The organism is Flavobacterium ginsengiterrae (genome assembly GCF_039539785.1).
GTDB lineage: Bacteria > Bacteroidota > Bacteroidia > Flavobacteriales > Flavobacteriaceae > Flavobacterium > Flavobacterium ginsengiterrae.
Genome location: NZ_BAABDU010000003.1, coordinates 38,623 through 55,739 on the forward strand (window position 1 = coordinate 38,623; position 17,117 = coordinate 55,739).

The window sequence follows — 17,117 nt, forward strand, 5'->3', positions numbered from 1 at the left end:
TTTAATTTTACTTTTTAGTTGTTGTTAATCCGTTTAGTATTTCTTTTATTTTATTTGTGCTTTCCATTTCTTCAAAAATGGCATTGTAATTTTCGTCCTTCAGCAAATCTCTAAACCGACTGAGATTTGATATATATTCTTCTAATGTTTCCAGAACGTGTTCTTTGTTTTGTTTGAAAATTGGTGTCCACATGGCCGGCGAACTTTTTGCGAGACGAACCGTGCTTTCAAATCCACTTCCCGCCATGTCAAAAATATCCTGTTCGTCTTTTTCCTTATTCATCACCGTTTTTCCTAGCATAAACGAACTAATGTGCGATAAATGCGAAACATAAGCTATGTGTTTATCGTGTGAAACCGGATCCATATATCGAATTCTCATCCCGATTGAGGTAAAAAGATTCAATGCTTTTTCCTGCAGTTTAAAAGTGGTTTTTTCCACTTCGCAAATGATATTCGTTTTTCCCTGAAACAAACCTCTTATTGCCGCCGCTGGTCCCGAAAATTCCGTTCCGGCAATGGGATGCGTCGCAATAAAATTTCTTCTTTTTGGATGATTCGCTACTGCTTCGCAAATTGGCTTTTTAGTCGATCCTACTTCAAAAACAATTGTTTTGTCTCCGACTGAATCCAGTACTTTTGGTAAAACCGTCAGCGCTACATCTACAGGAACCGAAACAATTACAAAATCGGCATCTTTTAAATCTTCCATTTTGCCTGCTTCGTCAATAACTCCAAGTTCAATTGCCTGCTGCAAATGTTTTTCGTTATTATCGATTCCTAAAATAGTCGCTTCAGGATAACGTCCTTTGATGTCCAACACCATCGAACCTCCTATTAACCCTATTCCTATTACGTATACTTTCATATTTTTTTTATTTAGAAGCATCGCTTCTAAAAATTCCAAATTTTAAAATTCCAAACTCCAATCTTTGTCGAGTTTCTTGCGGAGATTTCTCCTTCGTCGAAATGACAAACTACAGCGAAAATCTGAAATCTACATTCTAAAATCTAAAATTTTTAAAATCGTTCAATTGCTTCTTGTACTTTTTCTTCTTTTACACACAATGAGAATCTGATATAACCTTCACCGTTGCTTCCGAAAATGGTTCCCGGTGTGATGAAAATATGTTTCTCATATAATATTTCGTCAATGAACTTTTCTGATGATTCGATTCCTTCCGGAAGTTTTGCCCAAACAAACAATCCAACTCCTTCTTTATAAACTTTGCAGTTTAATTTTTCTGCAAGTTTTTCGGTTAATTCTCTTCTTCGTCTGTAAATTTTATTATTGTCTTCAAACCAGGATTTATCACATTTTAAAGCTGCAATCGCACCTTTTTGGATTCCGTAATACATTCCGCTGTCCATGTTGCTTTTTACTTTTAGGACGGCGTCGATAATTTCCGGATTTCCTAAAACCATTCCTACTCTCCAGCCTGCCATGTTGAATGTTTTACTTAATGAATTCAATTCTAAAGCCACCTCTTTTGCACCTTCAACCTGCAATAAACTCATCGGTTTATCATTCAAAACAAAACTATACGGATTGTCGTTGATCAATAATATATTGTGTTTTTTAGCAAAAGCAACCAATTTTTCAAATAACGCTAAACTTCCTCTCGCCCCTGTCGGCATGTGCGGATAACCCAGCCACATTAATTTTACTTTCGAAAGGTCTAATTTTTCCAGAGCTTCAAAATCTGGTTCCCAGCTGTTTTCTTCTTTCAAATCATAATACACCGGAACTGCTCCTACCAAATTGGTTACCGAAGTATAAGTTGGATAACCTGGATTCGGAATTAAAACTTGATCGCCTTCGTTTAAAAAAGCCAGCGAAATATGCATAATTCCTTCTTTTGAACCCATTAATGGTAAAATTTCATTATTCGGATTCACTGCAACGCCAAACTGATCTTTATAAAAATCCGCCATCGCCTGTCTCATTTCTGGTAATCCCTGATAGCTTTGATAACCATGCCCATTCTCGTCCTGAATTGCCGAAGCTACTGCTTCAATTACGGCGCTCGACGGACTCAAATCAGGGCTTCCAATTCCCATATTGATGATCGGTTTTCCTTCAGACATCAGTTGTCTCACTTCTCTTAGTTTTGATGAGAAGTAGTATTCTTCAACTGTGTCTAATCGTTTTGCTGTTGTTATCATGATTCTTATTTATTCTCTTTTTCAGTTTTATTTTTTAATCCCGAAGGATTGGAATTTGGTATTTTAAAAAATTGAAATTTGCCATTTATGGCCTTGTATTTCTATATTCCCCAAGCACTTTAAAATATTCTGCCATTATGGTTAATAAGGCTTTTGCTTTTGCATAATCTTCGTATTTCTCGAATGTTACGTCTACGAAAAATGAATATTTCCAAGGCGTTTCAATTTTTGGAAGCGACTGGATTTTTGTCAAATTCAGTTTGCAGTCACTCATTACATTTAAAACCGCTGCAAGGCTTCCTCTTTTATGATCCAATTCAAATTTTACTGAAGCTCTGTTTATCTCGCTTTCCGGCAAAAATGAATTTTGCTTTTTAATGATTACGAAACGAGTCATATTGTTTTTGATCGTTTGAATCGCTGGTGCAATAATATCAAGATCGTACATATCGGCAGCTGTCTGGCTTGCAATTGCTGCAATTCCGGTTAACTGTTTTTCCTGAATTCTTCTTGCAGTTTCTGCCGTATCTTTATCCTCAACCAATTTGATATTTGGATATTGTTTCAAAAAATCCATACACTGTAAAAGTGCCATTGGGTGCGAATGAACTTCTTTTATATCTTCAATTTTCTGACCTTTTAAAGCCATTAAATTCTGCTGAATATTTAAATAATGCTCTCCAATTATGTGTAAATTATTCTTGTCTATCAAGGCATAATTCGGGATAATCGGACCTGCAATCGAGTTTTCGATCGCCATTACGGCCTGATCAGATTTTCCGGCAATAAGGCTGTCGATCAGTTCTTCAAAAGATAAACATTCATCAATATCTACATTTTCAGAGAAATACTCTTTTACAACCTGATGATGAAATGATCCTTTAATACCTTGTATTGCAATTTTCGTTGTCATATAGTCAAAAAAAAATCCTGATTTGCATCAGGATTGTATATTAGTTTTATTTGTCTTAAAATTTGATCTCAAATAACCATAGCACAATCCTGACTTCTACTAAAGAAGAAATAAAAATTGTTGCTAAAATAAAAACGGTTACTTGCCATTTTGTTTGTCTTATTGTTTAAATTCTCTGCGAATGTATAAATTATTTTCACCCCTCCAAAAAAAATATTGCATTTTATGAAACAAAAAAGGATTTCTTAACAAATTTAGCAGGTTTTGTATGATAATGTAAAAAAATAGGCTTTTTTTTGAAGCTGCTGAGATACTAAGCTGCTAAGGTTGTGAGTTTTTTTTCGCCGCGAATTCACGAATTAGCGCAAATCTTTGTGATTTTAAAATCAATTTCTCTAATTTCAAACAAATTAAAAAAGATTCATGTTTATTTTAAACCTAATCTCTTTGACCAATTTTTAGGTGAACGGGAAGTATGAAAAACACCTATTACTATTATTTCGTTCTTTTCAAATTTATAATGTATTCCGTATGGAAATCTTGAAATGAAACGAACTTTTACTGTTTTATATCTTTTTTGAAATGCATCTGGATTTCGCACAAGAGTATCTAATCCAGCCTCGAGACACAATTCAAAATCATACGACAATCCGATTCTTTGCTCTTCGTACCATAGTACAATGTCCTCGATATCGAACAAAGCTTCTTTTGTAAAACGAATATTAGTCACTATCTAATAGATTTTAAATGAGCTTTTATCTCATCCCATGTATATAATTCGGTTTTACCTTCTTCTAAATTTTTTAGTCTAATATCAAGTTCTTTTTCAACTTCACTGGAAATGTTCAATTCTTCTTTAGACACGCTATCCCACAATTGTTCGGCCAGAATTATTTTTTCGGCATTACTGTATTGAGACAAGTTTTTAATTTCCATAATTAATAAAATTTCATTGATTACAAATTTACGCAAATTTAATAATGAAAATAATCTTGATGTCAGATTAGTTTTTTCGCCGCGAATTTCACAAATTGGCACGAATTATTGTCGGTTCAAATTTAATTTCTCAAATCATTTGACACAAATCCCAAGTAAAAATTAGTGGAATTCGTGAAATTCACGGCAAAAAAAATTAAAACAATCCAGAAACCACTTTATTCTTAATTCCAATTTTGGTGTAATCGAAATCAAGTTTTTCTTTTAATAAAGAGGCATAGACACTCCTAAAATCAGTTTCGTATTTTAAATCACCGTTGTCTAAGTCTGCTAAGTTTGGATTTCGGCCTAGAATTGTTCCTTTATTATTGCCGCCGATAATGAACATTGGCGCCGCAGTTCCGTGATCGGTTCCGTTGCCGTTGTCTTTTACGCGTCGGCCGAATTCTGAGAAAACTACTATCGTTACATTTTGAAGCAGATTCGCTTGTTTTAAATCTTTGTAGAAACTAAAAAGCGAATCGTTTAAATCTGTCAATTTTCTTTCATGAATCGCCAGCTGATTATCATGGGTATCAAATCCATTTAAAGAGGTGTAATATACTTTTGAATTCAAATTTCCTTTTATCAAACGCGCAATCCATTCTAAGTTTTTGGATAATTCGGTTTTTGGATAACTGGTTTCTGATTTTGATTTCAACAATGCTTTCTGAATTTCATCTGAACCTTCGGTGACTGAATTGGCGATTTTTCGAACAAAATCTAATTGCGGATTATCTGATAATTTTGAATCTTCAATTCCGCCTTTCACTTTAAATCGATTCGGATCTTTTACGGTAATAGAATTCGGTTCAATTCCTTTTAAAGCCAGATTATCAATCGAATCTAGATTCACGCCCGCTGTTGGCTGATGTCCGTTGCATTGTAAATCCAAATAACGCCCAAGCCAGCCTTCGTTTACATATTTATTAGAATCTACGGCCGTCTGCCAAATTTCCTGACTTCTAAAATGCGAACGAACAGGCTCTGGATAACCCACATTTTGAATCACGGTTAAATCTCCGTTTTGCTGCATTTGGGCAAAGTCTTTTAATGACGGATGAAATGCCATTCCTTTATTTTTTCCGACAACAGCATCTTTATTTAAAGCAATTTTTGTTCGCAAATCATAATATAAAGGATCGTCATACGGAATAAAAGTATTCAGTCCGTCGTTTCCTCCATTCAACTGTACAAAAACAATGCATTGCTCGCCCACTATTAAATTTTGCTGTGTTCCAAAAGCGTGAAGAAAATCCGGAAGGACAAGCATTCCGCCAGTAAAAGTTCCTGTAAGTGTTAAAAAAGTTCTTCTGTTCATGATTTCAAACTTTTAAATTAATTGATATTCGGGCAGTTTGGTAATGTAATTGAATAACCGAATTACAGCAGCATCGGCATTAGGCTCTTTTGGATCAAAATCGTATTTCAAAAGATTTTCCATGTCTTTTTGAATCGATTCGTTTGTTTTAAAAAGCAATCGATCTGACAATTCAGAAATTATCGTTTTATTGTTTCCAGTGTCATCAAACTGAACTTTTACTTTAACCTTATTCATTTCCAAAACAGGTTTTTCAGAATCAGCACTCATTTTGTTTAGAAATTTCCCCGTGATCGTTCGTCCTTTACAAAGCAAATCTGAAGTATTATTTCGTTGTAAATAAATCTGCGAAGTCAGCCATGAATTCCCTCCGTCCCATCCTTTCACATTGGTTTGATTATACAAATCCATTCCCTGCTGTTTTAGGAAATATTGTACCATGCCATTGTTAAAATCTTCCATTTGCAGTTCATCCGTTAATTGCAGAATATAAACCAGTGGATTTTTAATTTTACTTCCGGCATTTTCTTTTGCATATTCTTCGGTAAAAATCTTGGTCAGCAAAGGTTCGATTTCAAATTTTACTTTTCGGAGATAATCGCCATAATACGTTACCAATTTTTCTGGCGGGTTATCATAGATAAACCATTTCAGTAATTTTCGGGTAATGAGATACGGAATGTTTTTCTGTTCAAAAATAATTTCAACTAAATCATCGGATTTCCAATTTCCGGTTTTCCCGAAATAGGTTTTATCGCTGTTGTCTTCTATGTTTTTTCTGTAAACTGCGCCGTCATCGCCCACATTTAAACCTGCTAAAGCTTTGGCGCCGTTTTTAATATCTTCTTCTGAATAATTTCCAATTCCGATCGTGAATAATTCCAGCAATTCACGACTGAGGTTTTCGTTGACTTTTCCTTTTTTATTATCTCCGTTATCGAGATATCTTACCATCGCATTTGATTTGAGAATCTGTTTGGTTAATTCTTTAAAATTGCCAAAAGCATTTTCCCGTAAAATCATATTGTGCTGATAAATCCAGTAATTGACCTTTACTTTCTGCGAAGTCGACACGAAGTGATTGTGCCAAAAGCAGACCATATTTTCGCGAAGCGGAAATTCGTCTGTTCGCATTTTGTTGATCCACCATTTCTTGAGTTCAATATTAGAGTAAACTTCTTTCTTTAAAGCTTTCTTTTTGAATTCTGAATCGGCATTTTTAATCGATTCTCGAAGTTTTTTCAATTCCGCCAAAGTTTTAGGATCGTCCTGCAGAAAATCCGGCAGTCCTTTGTCAAATTTTGAATCGTAAGAATGCTTTAGGAATTTTTCTAATCCGAGTTTTTCTATCTTTTCGGCTTCTTTACCAGAGAAACCTAAACGTAAGGACCAAAGACTGCTCTTTTTCATAATTTGGAAATTATTACTAATAAGACTTCGTTCTCTTTAAAAGGTTTAATTTTTTAAAGAAGCTAAGTCACTGAGGTTCTAAGGTGCTGAGATTTGAAAGTATTTGGTAATAGTTTTAAACGAAGGTTTTTTGGGGATATTGTTGTTTTAAATTGAAATGTTACAGTATAGCAGGTTCGAAAAACGTGAATATCCCACAAACAAAAAACTATTGAAAATATCCTAACTTATTATTATAAAACCTTTTTCAGGCTAAAAGCTTCTTTTAACAAGCAGATATTTGCACAATAACTTAAATACAAATTCCAAAATGAATATTTATAAAATTGGATCTGATTATGACAATTATAGATTTTTACTACCAGCTGATAATACTGGCTTAACAAGCACTGATGGCGGGTCGTTAATTAAAGACTGGAAAATATGTGATTATTTTTTATTTAAAGATCCGAGAAAGAAAACTGACAAACGTAAAACTGATTTTACTGCAAGTTGTTATAATTCTAGTGTATTGATGATCGAAAATCGTCATAAAGACATTCTCATGAACCTTTCCAGAAACAGCATTGAATATTTAGAAATAAATACCCCTGAATTGAATCAAAGCTTTTACATTGCCAATATCGTTAAATCTGTAAATGTAATTGAGCATGAAGCAATATCGCATGAAGATTTTATGAATTCATTTAGAAATGGCACAATGAAATTTAGATTAGAAAATATTGGCGATAATGAAATTTTTCGTGACAAAAAATTTAGCTCTTTTTACTATTGTACACAGAAATTTATAGACGCAATGAATGAAGCAAATATAACTGGTTTGAAATTTACAAATGCAGGTATTGCTTTTTAAGAACAGCCATGAATACTAATTTAAGAAAGAAATCTAAAATAACACAAAATGAAGATAGAAGTAATTTCAGCCGGAAATGATGAAAATATACAAATTATAGAAAGCAAATTTTCTATATCTCTTCCCAATGATTATAAAAATTTTATACAAACAAATGACGGGGCAAGAATTATTGATGGTTATTTCTGGATTGAAGAACTGAATCAAAAAGCATTAATGGGAATTTTCTATGGAGTATCAGTAACCAGATCTATTAATATTATTGATATAAATACAGAATATTTCGAAGATATTCCTCAAAACAGTATTTTAATTGGCCGTGATGCCGGTGGCGCTTTTATACTTTTGCTAAATGACAACATAAATAATGGAATTTATTTTTATGATCATTCATATTTCTTTGAAGAATCCAGCGACAGCAAAAACACTTACCTCATTGCAAAGTCATTTGATGATTTTATCAAAATATTAGAACAAACCCAGCCTGATTGATTTATACTTAGCTCAGTAAATTTTAAAACAATTATTTTTTCATACATAAGATGAAAACCATTGAGAATAAAAAAATGTTTTTACCCCATGATGATGGTGGAAATATATTTCAAAATTTATCTTTTAATGAATGTATTTTTGACAACTGTTCTTTATCCTTGTCAAAGAACATAGAAATGTTATCAACTATCAAAAATGTGACATTATCCAATTGTCAAGCCAAAAGTTGTATAATTGGACCTTCATATTTAAAAAATGTATTGATCGATAATTTAAATACCGGGGATATATTATTAATATGGTCAGCGTTATTTGATCATGTAACTTTAAAAGGAAAAATAGGTAATATTAAAATAAACAATTCTGGTTTTGATCTCTACGACAAACCGGAAATTCAAAAAAAATTAGACTCTTTAAGACAGGATTTTTACTCCAAAACAGATTGGGCATTAGACATATCTGAAGCAAAGTTTCTTAATTTTTCATGTGAAGGCATTCCAGCTGATATCATTAAACGCGATAATAAAACACAAGTAGTAATAAAAAGAGAAAAGTTTAATTCTATCGAAATGTTAGATTCAAATTTCCAAAAAGAACATTCGGATTTATATTTTATATTACAAATGTTTTTACGTTCTCAAGAAGAAGATATAGTATTAATAACTCCATTAGGAAGAGATGCCAGATATCACAAACCTATATTTGACGGACTTATGAAATTAAGAAAAATGGGAATTGCGGAAGAAAACTAATTATTAAAAAAAACATGAATTACATAGATCACTCACATTTAAAATCATGGTTACATAATGATGCTGTCATTATTTCAATTGATGACTCTAATGAATTCGACAAATATCTATCTAATCTTCTGTGGGATGCAACAGGAAACCTTTCTTCCAATTATGAATTTGCACCCACCTGTTTGTCTGATTTTGATTTAGATAAAAATCAACAATGGTTAAAAAAACAAAAATTGGCAGAAATTCACATATCGTATTCTGGTATAAAAGCGGGCAACCGTCTTTAATGTGTAAAAAAGAATTTGCTCTCCAAAATATTGACACAGCATATTGGAAAACACCAGGCAAAAGATTTATGTTTGGTGCAAATATTATAAATGGTAGAGTTAATTTGTCATTTGGAGATTTATTAATTTATGACGGTAATGATATTATTAACGCACTTATCTAATAACATCATCAGGATTAAACAGATTTATTTTGTCTCATAATTTTATCCAAGATTAAAATCACAACGCATGGCTGAATTCACAGGAGTTTTTTACGGTTTTTATAGCAATAAAAGTATTGATATTGTTTTTGATGCTCTAAAAAGAAAAATAGTTGAGATGGGGTATCTATACAGATATAATAAATTTAAAGAAGAAGAATCATTATTTACCTATAGAAATTCAGCAATGCTTCAACAACACGAAAAAGAAGGATACAATTTGGGTAAGAATAATGAAGGCTGCTTTTGCATCGAAGCAAAGAAAGTGAACTTAAACGGAAAAGCTCTACTAACAAAATTAGATGAATACTCTGGTTTCGATCCTTATGAAATAGAATTTCTATTTAATAACATTTATTATTACTTTCTTATTTTACCTGAATCTGTCGAAAATTCAGATTTCTGTGCAAAAATAAAAAACGATTTAACGAACGTAATAAATCAAATCAATTAACCTAAAAATCTACAATTAACACCCAGGCTATCTGCTTCTTTATAGAACTCTATAACCACATTTTCATCTTCAAGTTCTAAAATTATTATCTGGTCTTATTGAAGATCCTATTTTTGGGAAATCCTCTATTAAAAATCTTAATGAATTATGATTTATATACTCAAATCTTTGTCAAAGTTTAAAACTTTGACAAAGATCGTTAATAAGATCAGACCGTAATAAACGTATTTTATGTCATTTCGACGAAGGAGAAATCTCCGTAAGAAGATCTACAAAGATTGGCAAAATACTTTACGGAGCCACTTACGAAGATTTCTCGTTCCTCGAAATGACAAGATTGTCGAAAAAGCATAAATCAACTAAACAAAAAAAGCAGTTACCAAAAAATGATAACTGCTTAATATATTAAGATGCAGTTTTTAAAAATCTAAAATCTGCATTCTAAAATCTAAAATTATTAAGATCCACACATTTCACAATCCTCAGGATCTGCTGCTTGTGCTTTTAATAACATTGCTTTGTAGTCTTCAACGCTGATTGCTTCACTTTCCTGAACTAAAGAAGGTGCTGTTTCCTCTTTTTTATCGTTATTAAGAGTGAATTTAATCGCATCTACAGCCGCTTTTGTTCTCAAGTAATACATTCCAGTTTTTAAACCAGACTGCCAAGCGTAGAAGTGCATTGACGTAAGTTTAGAATAGTTCGCATCTTGCATGAACAAGTTCAGCGATTGAGACTGGTCAATAAAATAACCTCTTTGACGAGACATATCGATAATATCTTTCATCGACATTTCCCATACTGTTTTATATAGTTCTTTTAAGTCTTGCGGGATAACATCAATGTTTTGAACAGATCCGTTATGACGCATGATTTCTTGTTTCAATGTTTCGTTCCACAATCCTCTTTCGACTAAATCGTGAAGTAAATGTTTGTTTACTACGATGAATTCTCCAGATAATACACGACGAGTGTAAATGTTTGAAGTATATGGTTCGAAAGCTTCGTTGTTTCCTAAAATCTGAGAAGTCGATGCTGTTGGCATTGGCGCAACTAATAATGAGTTACGAACTCCGTGCTCTACAACTTCTTTTCTTAATGAAGCCCAGTCCCAACGACCAGATAATTCTTCATCTTTCATTCCCCACATATTGTGCTGGAATTCTCCTTGTGACATTGGAGATCCTTCGAATGTAGAATATGGTCCTTCTTCTTTTGCCATTTCCATAGAAGCGGTTACGGCTGCAAAGTATAAAGTTTCGAAAATTTCTTGATTCAGTTTTTTCGCCTCATCACTTGTAAACGGCATACGCAACATGATAAAAGCATCTGCCAAACCTTGGACTCCTAATCCAACCGGACGGTGGCGTAAGTTTGAATTTTCAGCTTCTTTTACCGGGTAGTAATTTCTATCGATTACTTTATTTAAGTTGCGGGTTACACGTTTTGTAACATTGTAAAGTGCTTCGTGATCAAATTTTCCGTTTTCAATAAACATTGGCAATGAGATCGAAGCTAAGTTACAAACTGCGATTTCATCTTTAGATGTAAACTCCATAATCTCTGTACACAAGTTTGAAGAACGGATTGTTCCTAAATTCTTGTGGTTCGATTTACGGTTTGCTGCATCTTTGTACAACATATATGGTGTTCCGGTCTCGATTTGTGATTCCAGAATTTTCTCCCATAACTCACGAGCGCGGATTGTTTTTCTTCCTTTATTTTGGAATTCGTAATCGGTATATAATTTTTCGAATTCTTCTCCGTAAACATCATATAATCCTGGACATTCGTTTGGACACATTAATGTCCAAGTAGAATCTTCCTGAACACGTTTCATGAATAAATCAGAAGTCCACATCGCGAAGAATAAATCTCTTGCACGCATTTCTTCTTTTCCATGGTTTTTCTTCAAATCCAGGAAATCAAAAATATCAGCATGCCATGTTTCAATATAAATCGCAAAACTTCCTTTACGTTTTCCTCCTCCTTGATCTACATAACGAGCTGTATCGTTAAAAACACGCAGCATTGGAACAATTCCGTTTGAAGTTCCGTTTGTACCACGAATGTAAGATCCGGTTGCACGAACGTTATGAATAGAAAGTCCAATTCCTCCCGCTGACTGCGAAATTTTTGCTGTTTGTTTTAATGTATCGTAGATTCCGTCAATACTATCATCCTGCATTGCCAAAAGGAAACAAGAAGACATTTGCGGTTTTGGAGTTCCTGCATTGAACAACGTTGGCGTTGCATGCGTAAAGAACTTTTTAGACATTAAATCGTACGTTTCAATAACCGATTTTAAATCGTCTAAGTGAATTCCAACAGATACACGCATTAACATGTGCTGTGGACGCTCAACGATTTTTCCGTTTATTTTTAATAAATACGAACGCTCCAGAGTTTTAAAACCAAAGTAATCGTAATTAAAATCTCTTGTATAAATAATATGAGAATCTAAAAAAGCAGCGTTTTCCTGAATCACTTTAAATACGTCATCAGCAATTAATGGCGCATCTTGGTTATTTCTTGGATTCACATAGTTATACATGTCTTTCATCGTTTCAGAGAAAGATTTTTTTGTATTTGAATGTAAATTTGAAATTGCCACACGTGCTGCTAATTGTGCATAATCAGGATGCGCAATAGTCATAGAAGCCGCCGTTTCTGCTGCAAGATTATCCAGTTCAGAAGTCGAAACCCCATCATACAATCCTTCGATAACTCTCATGGCTACCTTTACAGGATCTACGAGCTCATTTAAGCCGTAACACAATTTTTTGATTCTTTCTGTAATCTTATCAAACATTACGGGCTCTCTGTGGCCATCTCTTTTTACTACATACATAAGCTTACCTTTTATAGTTATTGAAAAAATGAAAGTAACTAGAGAACGAACTCCAGCACTTAAACATTGCGTGTTTTTAAATTATTTTTTGAGAATTACCAAATTCTCAATAGTTACTTGTTTCAAATTCGAAATCCGAATTTAAATGCGTCAAAAATTGCTATTGAATCTGCGACTTGGGGAAAGAGATTCAACCTTAAAAAATATTTTGTAATCTTTTTTCAGCGTCTCTTGAAGAGCAGGCGCTAAAAGTATTTTTTGTTACCTAAAAATCTGCATCGAATGAAATTTTCTGAGCATCGCTGTCATTGTTCATAACACCTGACTTTTGATACTCTGCAACACGTTTTTCAAAGAAATTAGTTTTTCCTTGTAATGAAATCATGTCCATGAAATCGAATGGATTTGCTGATCCGTAAACACGCTCACAACCTAATTCTACTAATAATCTATCAGCAACGAACTCTAAATACTGCGTCATTAAAGCAGCGTTCATACCAATTAAACTTACCGGAAGAGATTCTGTAATAAACTGTCTTTCGATATCTAAAGCATCGACAATAATTTCTTTGATTCTTTCTTTTGGCACTTTGTTTACCAAATGGTGATTGTGCAGGTGAACTGCAAAATCACAATGTACGCCTTCGTCACGAGAAATCAACTCATTAGAAAACGTTAAACCTGGCATAAGACCACGTTTTTTTAACCAATAAATTGAACAGAAAGCGCCTGAGAAAAATATTCCTTCAACTGCAGCAAAAGCAATAAGTCTTTCGGCAAACGAATCAGATTCGATCCATTTTAAAGCCCATTCTGCTTTTTTCTTAATTGCAGGAAAAACTTCTAAAGCATTAAACAGCTCAGCTTTTTCATTATCATCTTTTACATAAGTATCAATTAATAAAGAATACGTCTCACTGTGAATATTCTCCATCATGATTTGGAATCCATAGAAAAATTTTGCTTCAGGATATTGAACCTCGTTAACAAAATTCTCAGCAAGGTTTTCATTTACGATTCCGTCAGAAGCAGCAAAAAATGCTAAAATATGTTTAATGAAATATCTTTCGTCGTCATTAAGTTTGTTATTCCAATCTGTCAAGTCCTGGTGTAAATCGATTTCTTCAGCAGTCCAGAAACTAGCTTCCATTTTTTTATACCATTCCCAAATATCATGATGTTTGATAGGAAAAATAACGAAACGATTTTTATTTTCTTGTAAGATTGGTTCTACTTGAGACATGACAATTTTTGTTTAATTTTTATACCGAATTTTTTGCTAATTCAATAGACTACAAAGATTGTCAATTAACGTCAAAAATGAAAGTCAAACTTATTCACAATCTGACTGAGTTTTTAACAACGTTAATTTTTTGAAACGTTTTTCATACAATAATTAATTTACTGGAAATGAATCATTTAAAACCACTAATTACGTCCTGAAGCCCCGTAAAATATAGAATTTTAAATATAAAAAACAAGAAATTTAATTAAGTTTTAAAAAGTTTTTTTTGAGTTAAAACTTAATTTTTTTGAGTCAAAATATGTAGTCAAAAAGACTATAAATGTAGTCTGTTGAAGAGCGCTTTTTTTTTAAGAATTTTTAAGTTCCTGAGCTACTTTTTCAAGTTCCAAATACCAGTCTTCTCCAAAACGCCTAATAAGCGCTTCTTTGACAAATTTATAAACAGGAACTTCTAATTCTTTACCTAAAGAACAAGCATCATCGCAAATATCCCATCGGTCATAATTTACTGCTGCAAATTCTGTAAAGTCTTTTACGCGGATTGGATATAAATGACAAGAAACAGGTTTTTTCCAATCTACGATTCCTTCATTATAAGCTTGCTCGATACCGCAAAGAGCAGTTTTGCCGTCAAAAATCACATACGCGCAGTCTTTGTTATCAATAAGCGGTGTTTCAAGATCACCATCGGTTCCTGTTACCCAGGTTCCTTGTGCTTCGATTGCCTCGATTCCTTCTTTACGCAAAAAAGGTTTTACTTTAGGATAAATTTCTTCTAATATTTTGGTTTCAGCCTCATTTAAAGGCGCACCCGCATCACCATCAACACAACAAGCTCCTTTACAAGCAGACAAATTGCAAACAAATTCTTTTTCCAGAATGTCTTCTGAAATAATAGTTTTCCCTAACTGAAACATGATATTATACTGTATTTTAATAAAATGCAAAGATAGTCAAAGAAAACAGATATTGATTCTAAATTGAACCTCAAGGTCACAAAGGTTTTATAATTAAGATCTCAATGCTGATTTTTGAATTATATCTTTATGAATCTTTGCTGAGTATTTTTACGATACTTTATAATTAAAACCAGAATTGTTATAAATATCACTTTTTTAACCAATAAAACATGTTTTTATAACAAAAATACATTGTATTGAAAAAACACCTAACTTTATTATCTACTTTTGCAGCAGTTTTTTAAACCTTAAAAATCAAAGCGATATGTTAGAAATCGATTTAAAAGAAATCATTACAGTTAGTATGGTGCTTTTTGCCGTAATTGATATTGTAGGTTCTATTCCTATTATTGTGAATTTAAGAGCCAAAGTTGGTCATATCGAATCTGAAAAAGCTTCGATTGTTGCCGGTGCAATTATGATTGTTTTCTTGTTTGTTGGAGAAGGATTATTAAACTTAATAGGTATCGATGTTCATTCGTTTGCCGTTGCCGGATCGTTTGTGTTATTTTTTCTGGCGCTGGAAATGATTTTAGGAATCAGAATTTATCGTGATGAAGAACCAGGCTCCGCTTCTATTGTTCCGTTAGCGTTTCCATTAATTGCAGGAGCCGGAACTATGACAACATTACTTTCACTGCGATCTCAGTTTCATACTATTAATATTATCATCGCAATTTTACTCAATATTATATTGGTTTATGTGGTTTTAAAGTCTTCTAAAAAAATAGAAAATCTGTTAGGAGAAAACGGTCTTGGCGTAGTTCGCAAGACATTTGGAGTGATACTTTTGGCAATTGCTGTTAAATTATTCGCTGCTAATGTTAAAGGTTTGTTTGTCTAACAATTATTTTTATACTTTTACCCCCAATAAATTTATAAAATACAACTTTAAGACATTTTTTATTAAAGTTTTACTTTGATATTTTTAGATAAAACAAACAACCAATATGAAAATCTTCACTTCAATCTTAGTGCTTTTAGCATTAGCTTTAATTGTTTTTAATATTACGCTATTAGACTTTACAAATCCTTTTCAGGGTGACAGTATGGTAGCTTTTATTGGAATTGCAGCTTCTTTTTGCGCCGTATTGATTCTTTTGATTTTTAGAATTTCAAAAAGAATTGAAGAAAAAACAAACGGCAGATAGTAATGTTTGACGTTTTAATTATCGGCGGGGGCGTATCAGGAATGTCTTGCGCCTTGGTCTTGGGATCTGCCAATAAAAAAGCTTTTGTTACCGACAAAAAAATCGGAATTTTTACGCATCAGAAAAACTCTTCTTTACAAGAGGCAATTTTCTACAATGCTTATGGCATAACGCCAGGTAAATTAGGTTCTGAACTCCTTACAGAAAGCACTCAGGACTTAGCTGCGTCTTATCCGCATATCGATCAGATTGCAAATGAAAAAGTAATACGAATTGAAGGTTCTTTTCCTTCCTTTACTGTTGTTACGAATAAAAATTCTTATCAAACAAAAAATATTGTAATAGGAATTGGTTCTGCCAATACTTTTGATATTGAAGGTTTAATGCAGTATGTTGAGCCTCATAAAAAAGCATTGCCGGAAAAACAGCGTATTCAACTTAAAAATGAAGATCATAAAGTAGCCGATGGTATTTATGTAATTGGAACTTTAGCCGGCTGGAGAAGCCAGTTAGCCATTGCAGCCGGAAGCGGTGCTGCTGTTGCAACAGATATTCTTACTTTGTGGAATAACGGCACTCAGACTCACTCGCACGACAGTATTCGATAATCAAAATAAGTTTACTATAAAAATAAAACCATTAAGAGATTAAGTTTATTAAGCTTTGAGCTAAATTCCTTAATCTCTTAATGGTTAGAATGATTTATGTCTGCAGTTATTTTACTGACACAATCTGTGTAACTTTTATATGTTTTTCGTCATCTGTTTTCCAGATTTCTCCTTTTAGCGAAACCACATCACCAATTTTTAGCTGTTTGTAATTTTGAGGTCCGCCTACATTTACAATGCTGATTGTCGCAAAATATACTTCTTTTGTATCTGTATTAACTTTTGCAGTATAACCGTCTTTTCCTGATTCAATCGATTCGACTTTACCAGAAACAGTATCAACACTATTGTTTTTTACAGAATTACAAGAAACTATAAAAGTCATTAAAAGAACAATGACACCAATTTTTTTTAGATTTTTCATATTTTAGATTTTACCCGCAAAGTACGCTTTCATTGGCGTAAGTTTCGCTAAGTTTTATTTT

19 protein-coding genes are annotated in these 17,117 nt (G+C 33.0%); 8 read left to right on the forward strand and 11 right to left on the reverse strand.

Features of this window, described 5'->3' with window-relative positions; all coding sequences use genetic code 11:
• Positions 1–7: 7 nt before the first annotated feature.
• The 7 genes from ABD859_RS03020 to ABD859_RS03050 all read right to left on the reverse strand — a co-directional run bounded on the left by ABD859_RS03020 (position 8) and on the right by ABD859_RS03050 (position 6,785).
• Entirely contained in the window at positions 8–868 is an 861-nt protein-coding gene (locus tag ABD859_RS03020) for a prephenate dehydrogenase (protein WP_345140074.1), read from the reverse strand.
• 152 nt (positions 869–1,020) lie between these two features.
• A complete protein-coding gene (locus tag ABD859_RS03025) occupies positions 1,021–2,166 on the reverse strand; it encodes a pyridoxal phosphate-dependent aminotransferase (protein ID WP_345140077.1) in 1,146 nt (381 codons plus the stop codon).
• Between the two features lie 85 nt (positions 2,167–2,251).
• On the reverse strand, positions 2,252–3,079 hold the full coding sequence (locus ABD859_RS03030; protein WP_345140080.1) for a prephenate dehydratase: 828 nt from the start codon (positions 3,077–3,079) through the stop codon (positions 2,252–2,254).
• A gap of 427 nt (positions 3,080–3,506) precedes the next feature.
• Positions 3,507–3,809, reverse strand: a complete 303-nt coding sequence (locus tag ABD859_RS03035; RefSeq protein WP_345140083.1) for a type II toxin-antitoxin system RelE/ParE family toxin — start codon at positions 3,807–3,809, stop codon at positions 3,507–3,509.
• Positions 3,809–4,015 carry an addiction module protein gene (locus ABD859_RS03040; RefSeq protein WP_345140086.1) on the reverse strand — a complete coding sequence of 69 codons (207 nt, stop codon included), beginning with the start codon at positions 4,013–4,015 and terminating at the stop codon, positions 3,809–3,811. The genes ABD859_RS03035 and ABD859_RS03040 overlap by 1 nt, the downstream gene beginning before the upstream one ends.
• Positions 4,016–4,211: 196 nt before the next feature.
• Entirely contained in the window at positions 4,212–5,375 is a 1,164-nt protein-coding gene (locus tag ABD859_RS03045; RefSeq protein ID WP_345140089.1) for a DUF1501 domain-containing protein, read from the reverse strand.
• 12 nt (positions 5,376–5,387) lie between these two features.
• Positions 5,388–6,785, reverse strand: a complete 1,398-nt coding sequence (locus ABD859_RS03050; RefSeq protein WP_345140091.1) for a DUF1800 domain-containing protein — start codon at positions 6,783–6,785, stop codon at positions 5,388–5,390.
• 310 nt (positions 6,786–7,095) lie between these two features.
• On the opposite strand from ABD859_RS03050, the gene ABD859_RS03055 reads away from it, so the two are divergent.
• From ABD859_RS03055 to ABD859_RS03075, 5 genes are all read left to right on the forward strand, one after another.
• Positions 7,096–7,638, forward strand: a complete 543-nt coding sequence (locus ABD859_RS03055; RefSeq protein ID WP_345140094.1) for an imm11 family protein — start codon at positions 7,096–7,098, stop codon at positions 7,636–7,638.
• A gap of 48 nt (positions 7,639–7,686) precedes the next feature.
• The gene (locus ABD859_RS03060; protein ID WP_345140097.1) at positions 7,687–8,130 is read left to right on the forward strand and encodes an SMI1/KNR4 family protein; all 444 of its coding nucleotides are present in this window, start codon (positions 7,687–7,689) and stop codon (positions 8,128–8,130) included.
• Between the two features lie 50 nt (positions 8,131–8,180).
• Positions 8,181–8,882: a hypothetical protein gene (locus ABD859_RS03065; protein WP_345140100.1), complete on the forward strand. Its 702-nt coding sequence runs from the start codon at positions 8,181–8,183 to the stop codon at positions 8,880–8,882.
• A 205-nt stretch (positions 8,883–9,087) separates the two neighbouring features.
• Positions 9,088–9,324 (forward strand): hypothetical protein, encoded by a 237-nt coding sequence (locus ABD859_RS03070; RefSeq protein ID WP_345140102.1) that lies wholly within the window; start codon positions 9,088–9,090, stop codon positions 9,322–9,324.
• Positions 9,325–9,391: 67 nt separating this feature from the next.
• Positions 9,392–9,817: a hypothetical protein gene (locus ABD859_RS03075; RefSeq protein ID WP_345140103.1), complete on the forward strand. Its 426-nt coding sequence runs from the start codon at positions 9,392–9,394 to the stop codon at positions 9,815–9,817.
• A gap of 457 nt (positions 9,818–10,274) precedes the next feature.
• On the opposite strand, the gene ABD859_RS03080 is transcribed toward ABD859_RS03075, so the two are convergent.
• From ABD859_RS03080 to ABD859_RS03090, 3 genes are all read right to left on the reverse strand, one after another.
• Complete coding sequence (locus ABD859_RS03080) at positions 10,275–12,668, reverse strand: ribonucleoside-diphosphate reductase subunit alpha (protein WP_345140104.1); 2,394 nt, start codon at positions 12,666–12,668, stop codon at positions 10,275–10,277.
• 265 nt (positions 12,669–12,933) lie between these two features.
• The gene (locus tag ABD859_RS03085; RefSeq protein WP_345140106.1) at positions 12,934–13,911 is read right to left on the reverse strand and encodes a ribonucleotide-diphosphate reductase subunit beta; all 978 of its coding nucleotides are present in this window, start codon (positions 13,909–13,911) and stop codon (positions 12,934–12,936) included.
• Between the two features lie 350 nt (positions 13,912–14,261).
• Positions 14,262–14,831: a DUF3109 family protein gene (locus ABD859_RS03090; RefSeq protein WP_149206151.1), complete on the reverse strand. Its 570-nt coding sequence runs from the start codon at positions 14,829–14,831 to the stop codon at positions 14,262–14,264.
• Positions 14,832–15,138: 307 nt separating this feature from the next.
• On the opposite strand from ABD859_RS03090, the gene ABD859_RS03095 reads away from it, so the two are divergent.
• The 3 genes from ABD859_RS03095 to ABD859_RS03105 all read left to right on the forward strand — a co-directional run bounded on the left by ABD859_RS03095 (position 15,139) and on the right by ABD859_RS03105 (position 16,632).
• On the forward strand, positions 15,139–15,717 hold the full coding sequence (locus tag ABD859_RS03095; RefSeq protein ID WP_345140111.1) for a MarC family protein: 579 nt from the start codon (positions 15,139–15,141) through the stop codon (positions 15,715–15,717).
• A 106-nt stretch (positions 15,718–15,823) separates the two neighbouring features.
• Positions 15,824–16,024: a hypothetical protein gene (locus tag ABD859_RS03100; protein WP_053472508.1), complete on the forward strand. Its 201-nt coding sequence runs from the start codon at positions 15,824–15,826 to the stop codon at positions 16,022–16,024.
• A gap of 2 nt (positions 16,025–16,026) precedes the next feature.
• Positions 16,027–16,632, forward strand: coding sequence for an FAD-dependent oxidoreductase (locus tag ABD859_RS03105; protein WP_345140115.1), 606 nt, complete (start codon positions 16,027–16,029; stop codon positions 16,630–16,632).
• A 106-nt stretch (positions 16,633–16,738) separates the two neighbouring features.
• On the opposite strand, the gene ABD859_RS03110 is transcribed toward ABD859_RS03105, so the two are convergent.
• On the reverse strand, positions 16,739–17,056 hold the full coding sequence (locus ABD859_RS03110; protein WP_345140117.1) for a hypothetical protein: 318 nt from the start codon (positions 17,054–17,056) through the stop codon (positions 16,739–16,741).
• Positions 17,057–17,117: the final 61 nt, after the last annotated feature.

Bases quoted from the DNA above. Each gene is read 5' to 3' on its own strand.
- ABD859_RS03085 (WP_345140106.1), bottom strand. From the start codon at position 13,911: ATGTCTCAAGTAGAACCAATCTTACAAGAAAATAAAAATCGTTTCGTT.
- ABD859_RS03065 (WP_345140100.1), top strand. From the start codon at position 8,181: ATGAAAACCATTGAGAATAAAAAAATGTTTTTACCCCATGATGATGGT.
- ABD859_RS03025 (WP_345140077.1), bottom strand. From the start codon at position 2,166: ATGATAACAACAGCAAAACGATTAGACACAGTTGAAGAATACTACTTC.
- ABD859_RS03060 (WP_345140097.1), top strand. From the start codon at position 7,687: ATGAAGATAGAAGTAATTTCAGCCGGAAATGATGAAAATATACAAATT.
- ABD859_RS03020 (WP_345140074.1), bottom strand. From the start codon at position 868: ATGAAAGTATACGTAATAGGAATAGGGTTAATAGGAGGTTCGATGGTG.
- ABD859_RS03110 (WP_345140117.1), bottom strand. From the start codon at position 17,056: ATGAAAAATCTAAAAAAAATTGGTGTCATTGTTCTTTTAATGACTTTT.
- ABD859_RS03050 (WP_345140091.1), bottom strand. From the start codon at position 6,785: ATGAAAAAGAGCAGTCTTTGGTCCTTACGTTTAGGTTTCTCTGGTAAA.
- ABD859_RS03105 (WP_345140115.1), top strand. From the start codon at position 16,027: ATGTTTGACGTTTTAATTATCGGCGGGGGCGTATCAGGAATGTCTTGC.
- ABD859_RS03045 (WP_345140089.1), bottom strand. From the start codon at position 5,375: ATGAACAGAAGAACTTTTTTAACACTTACAGGAACTTTTACTGGCGGA.
- ABD859_RS03055 (WP_345140094.1), top strand. From the start codon at position 7,096: ATGAATATTTATAAAATTGGATCTGATTATGACAATTATAGATTTTTA.
- ABD859_RS03090 (WP_149206151.1), bottom strand. From the start codon at position 14,831: ATGTTTCAGTTAGGGAAAACTATTATTTCAGAAGACATTCTGGAAAAA.
- ABD859_RS03040 (WP_345140086.1), bottom strand. From the start codon at position 4,015: ATGGAAATTAAAAACTTGTCTCAATACAGTAATGCCGAAAAAATAATT.
- ABD859_RS03100 (WP_053472508.1), top strand. From the start codon at position 15,824: ATGAAAATCTTCACTTCAATCTTAGTGCTTTTAGCATTAGCTTTAATT.
- ABD859_RS03070 (WP_345140102.1), top strand. From the start codon at position 9,088: ATGGTTAAAAAAACAAAAATTGGCAGAAATTCACATATCGTATTCTGG.
- ABD859_RS03080 (WP_345140104.1), bottom strand. From the start codon at position 12,668: ATGTATGTAGTAAAAAGAGATGGCCACAGAGAGCCCGTAATGTTTGAT.
- ABD859_RS03030 (WP_345140080.1), bottom strand. From the start codon at position 3,079: ATGACAACGAAAATTGCAATACAAGGTATTAAAGGATCATTTCATCAT.
- ABD859_RS03095 (WP_345140111.1), top strand. From the start codon at position 15,139: ATGTTAGAAATCGATTTAAAAGAAATCATTACAGTTAGTATGGTGCTT.
- ABD859_RS03075 (WP_345140103.1), top strand. From the start codon at position 9,392: ATGGCTGAATTCACAGGAGTTTTTTACGGTTTTTATAGCAATAAAAGT.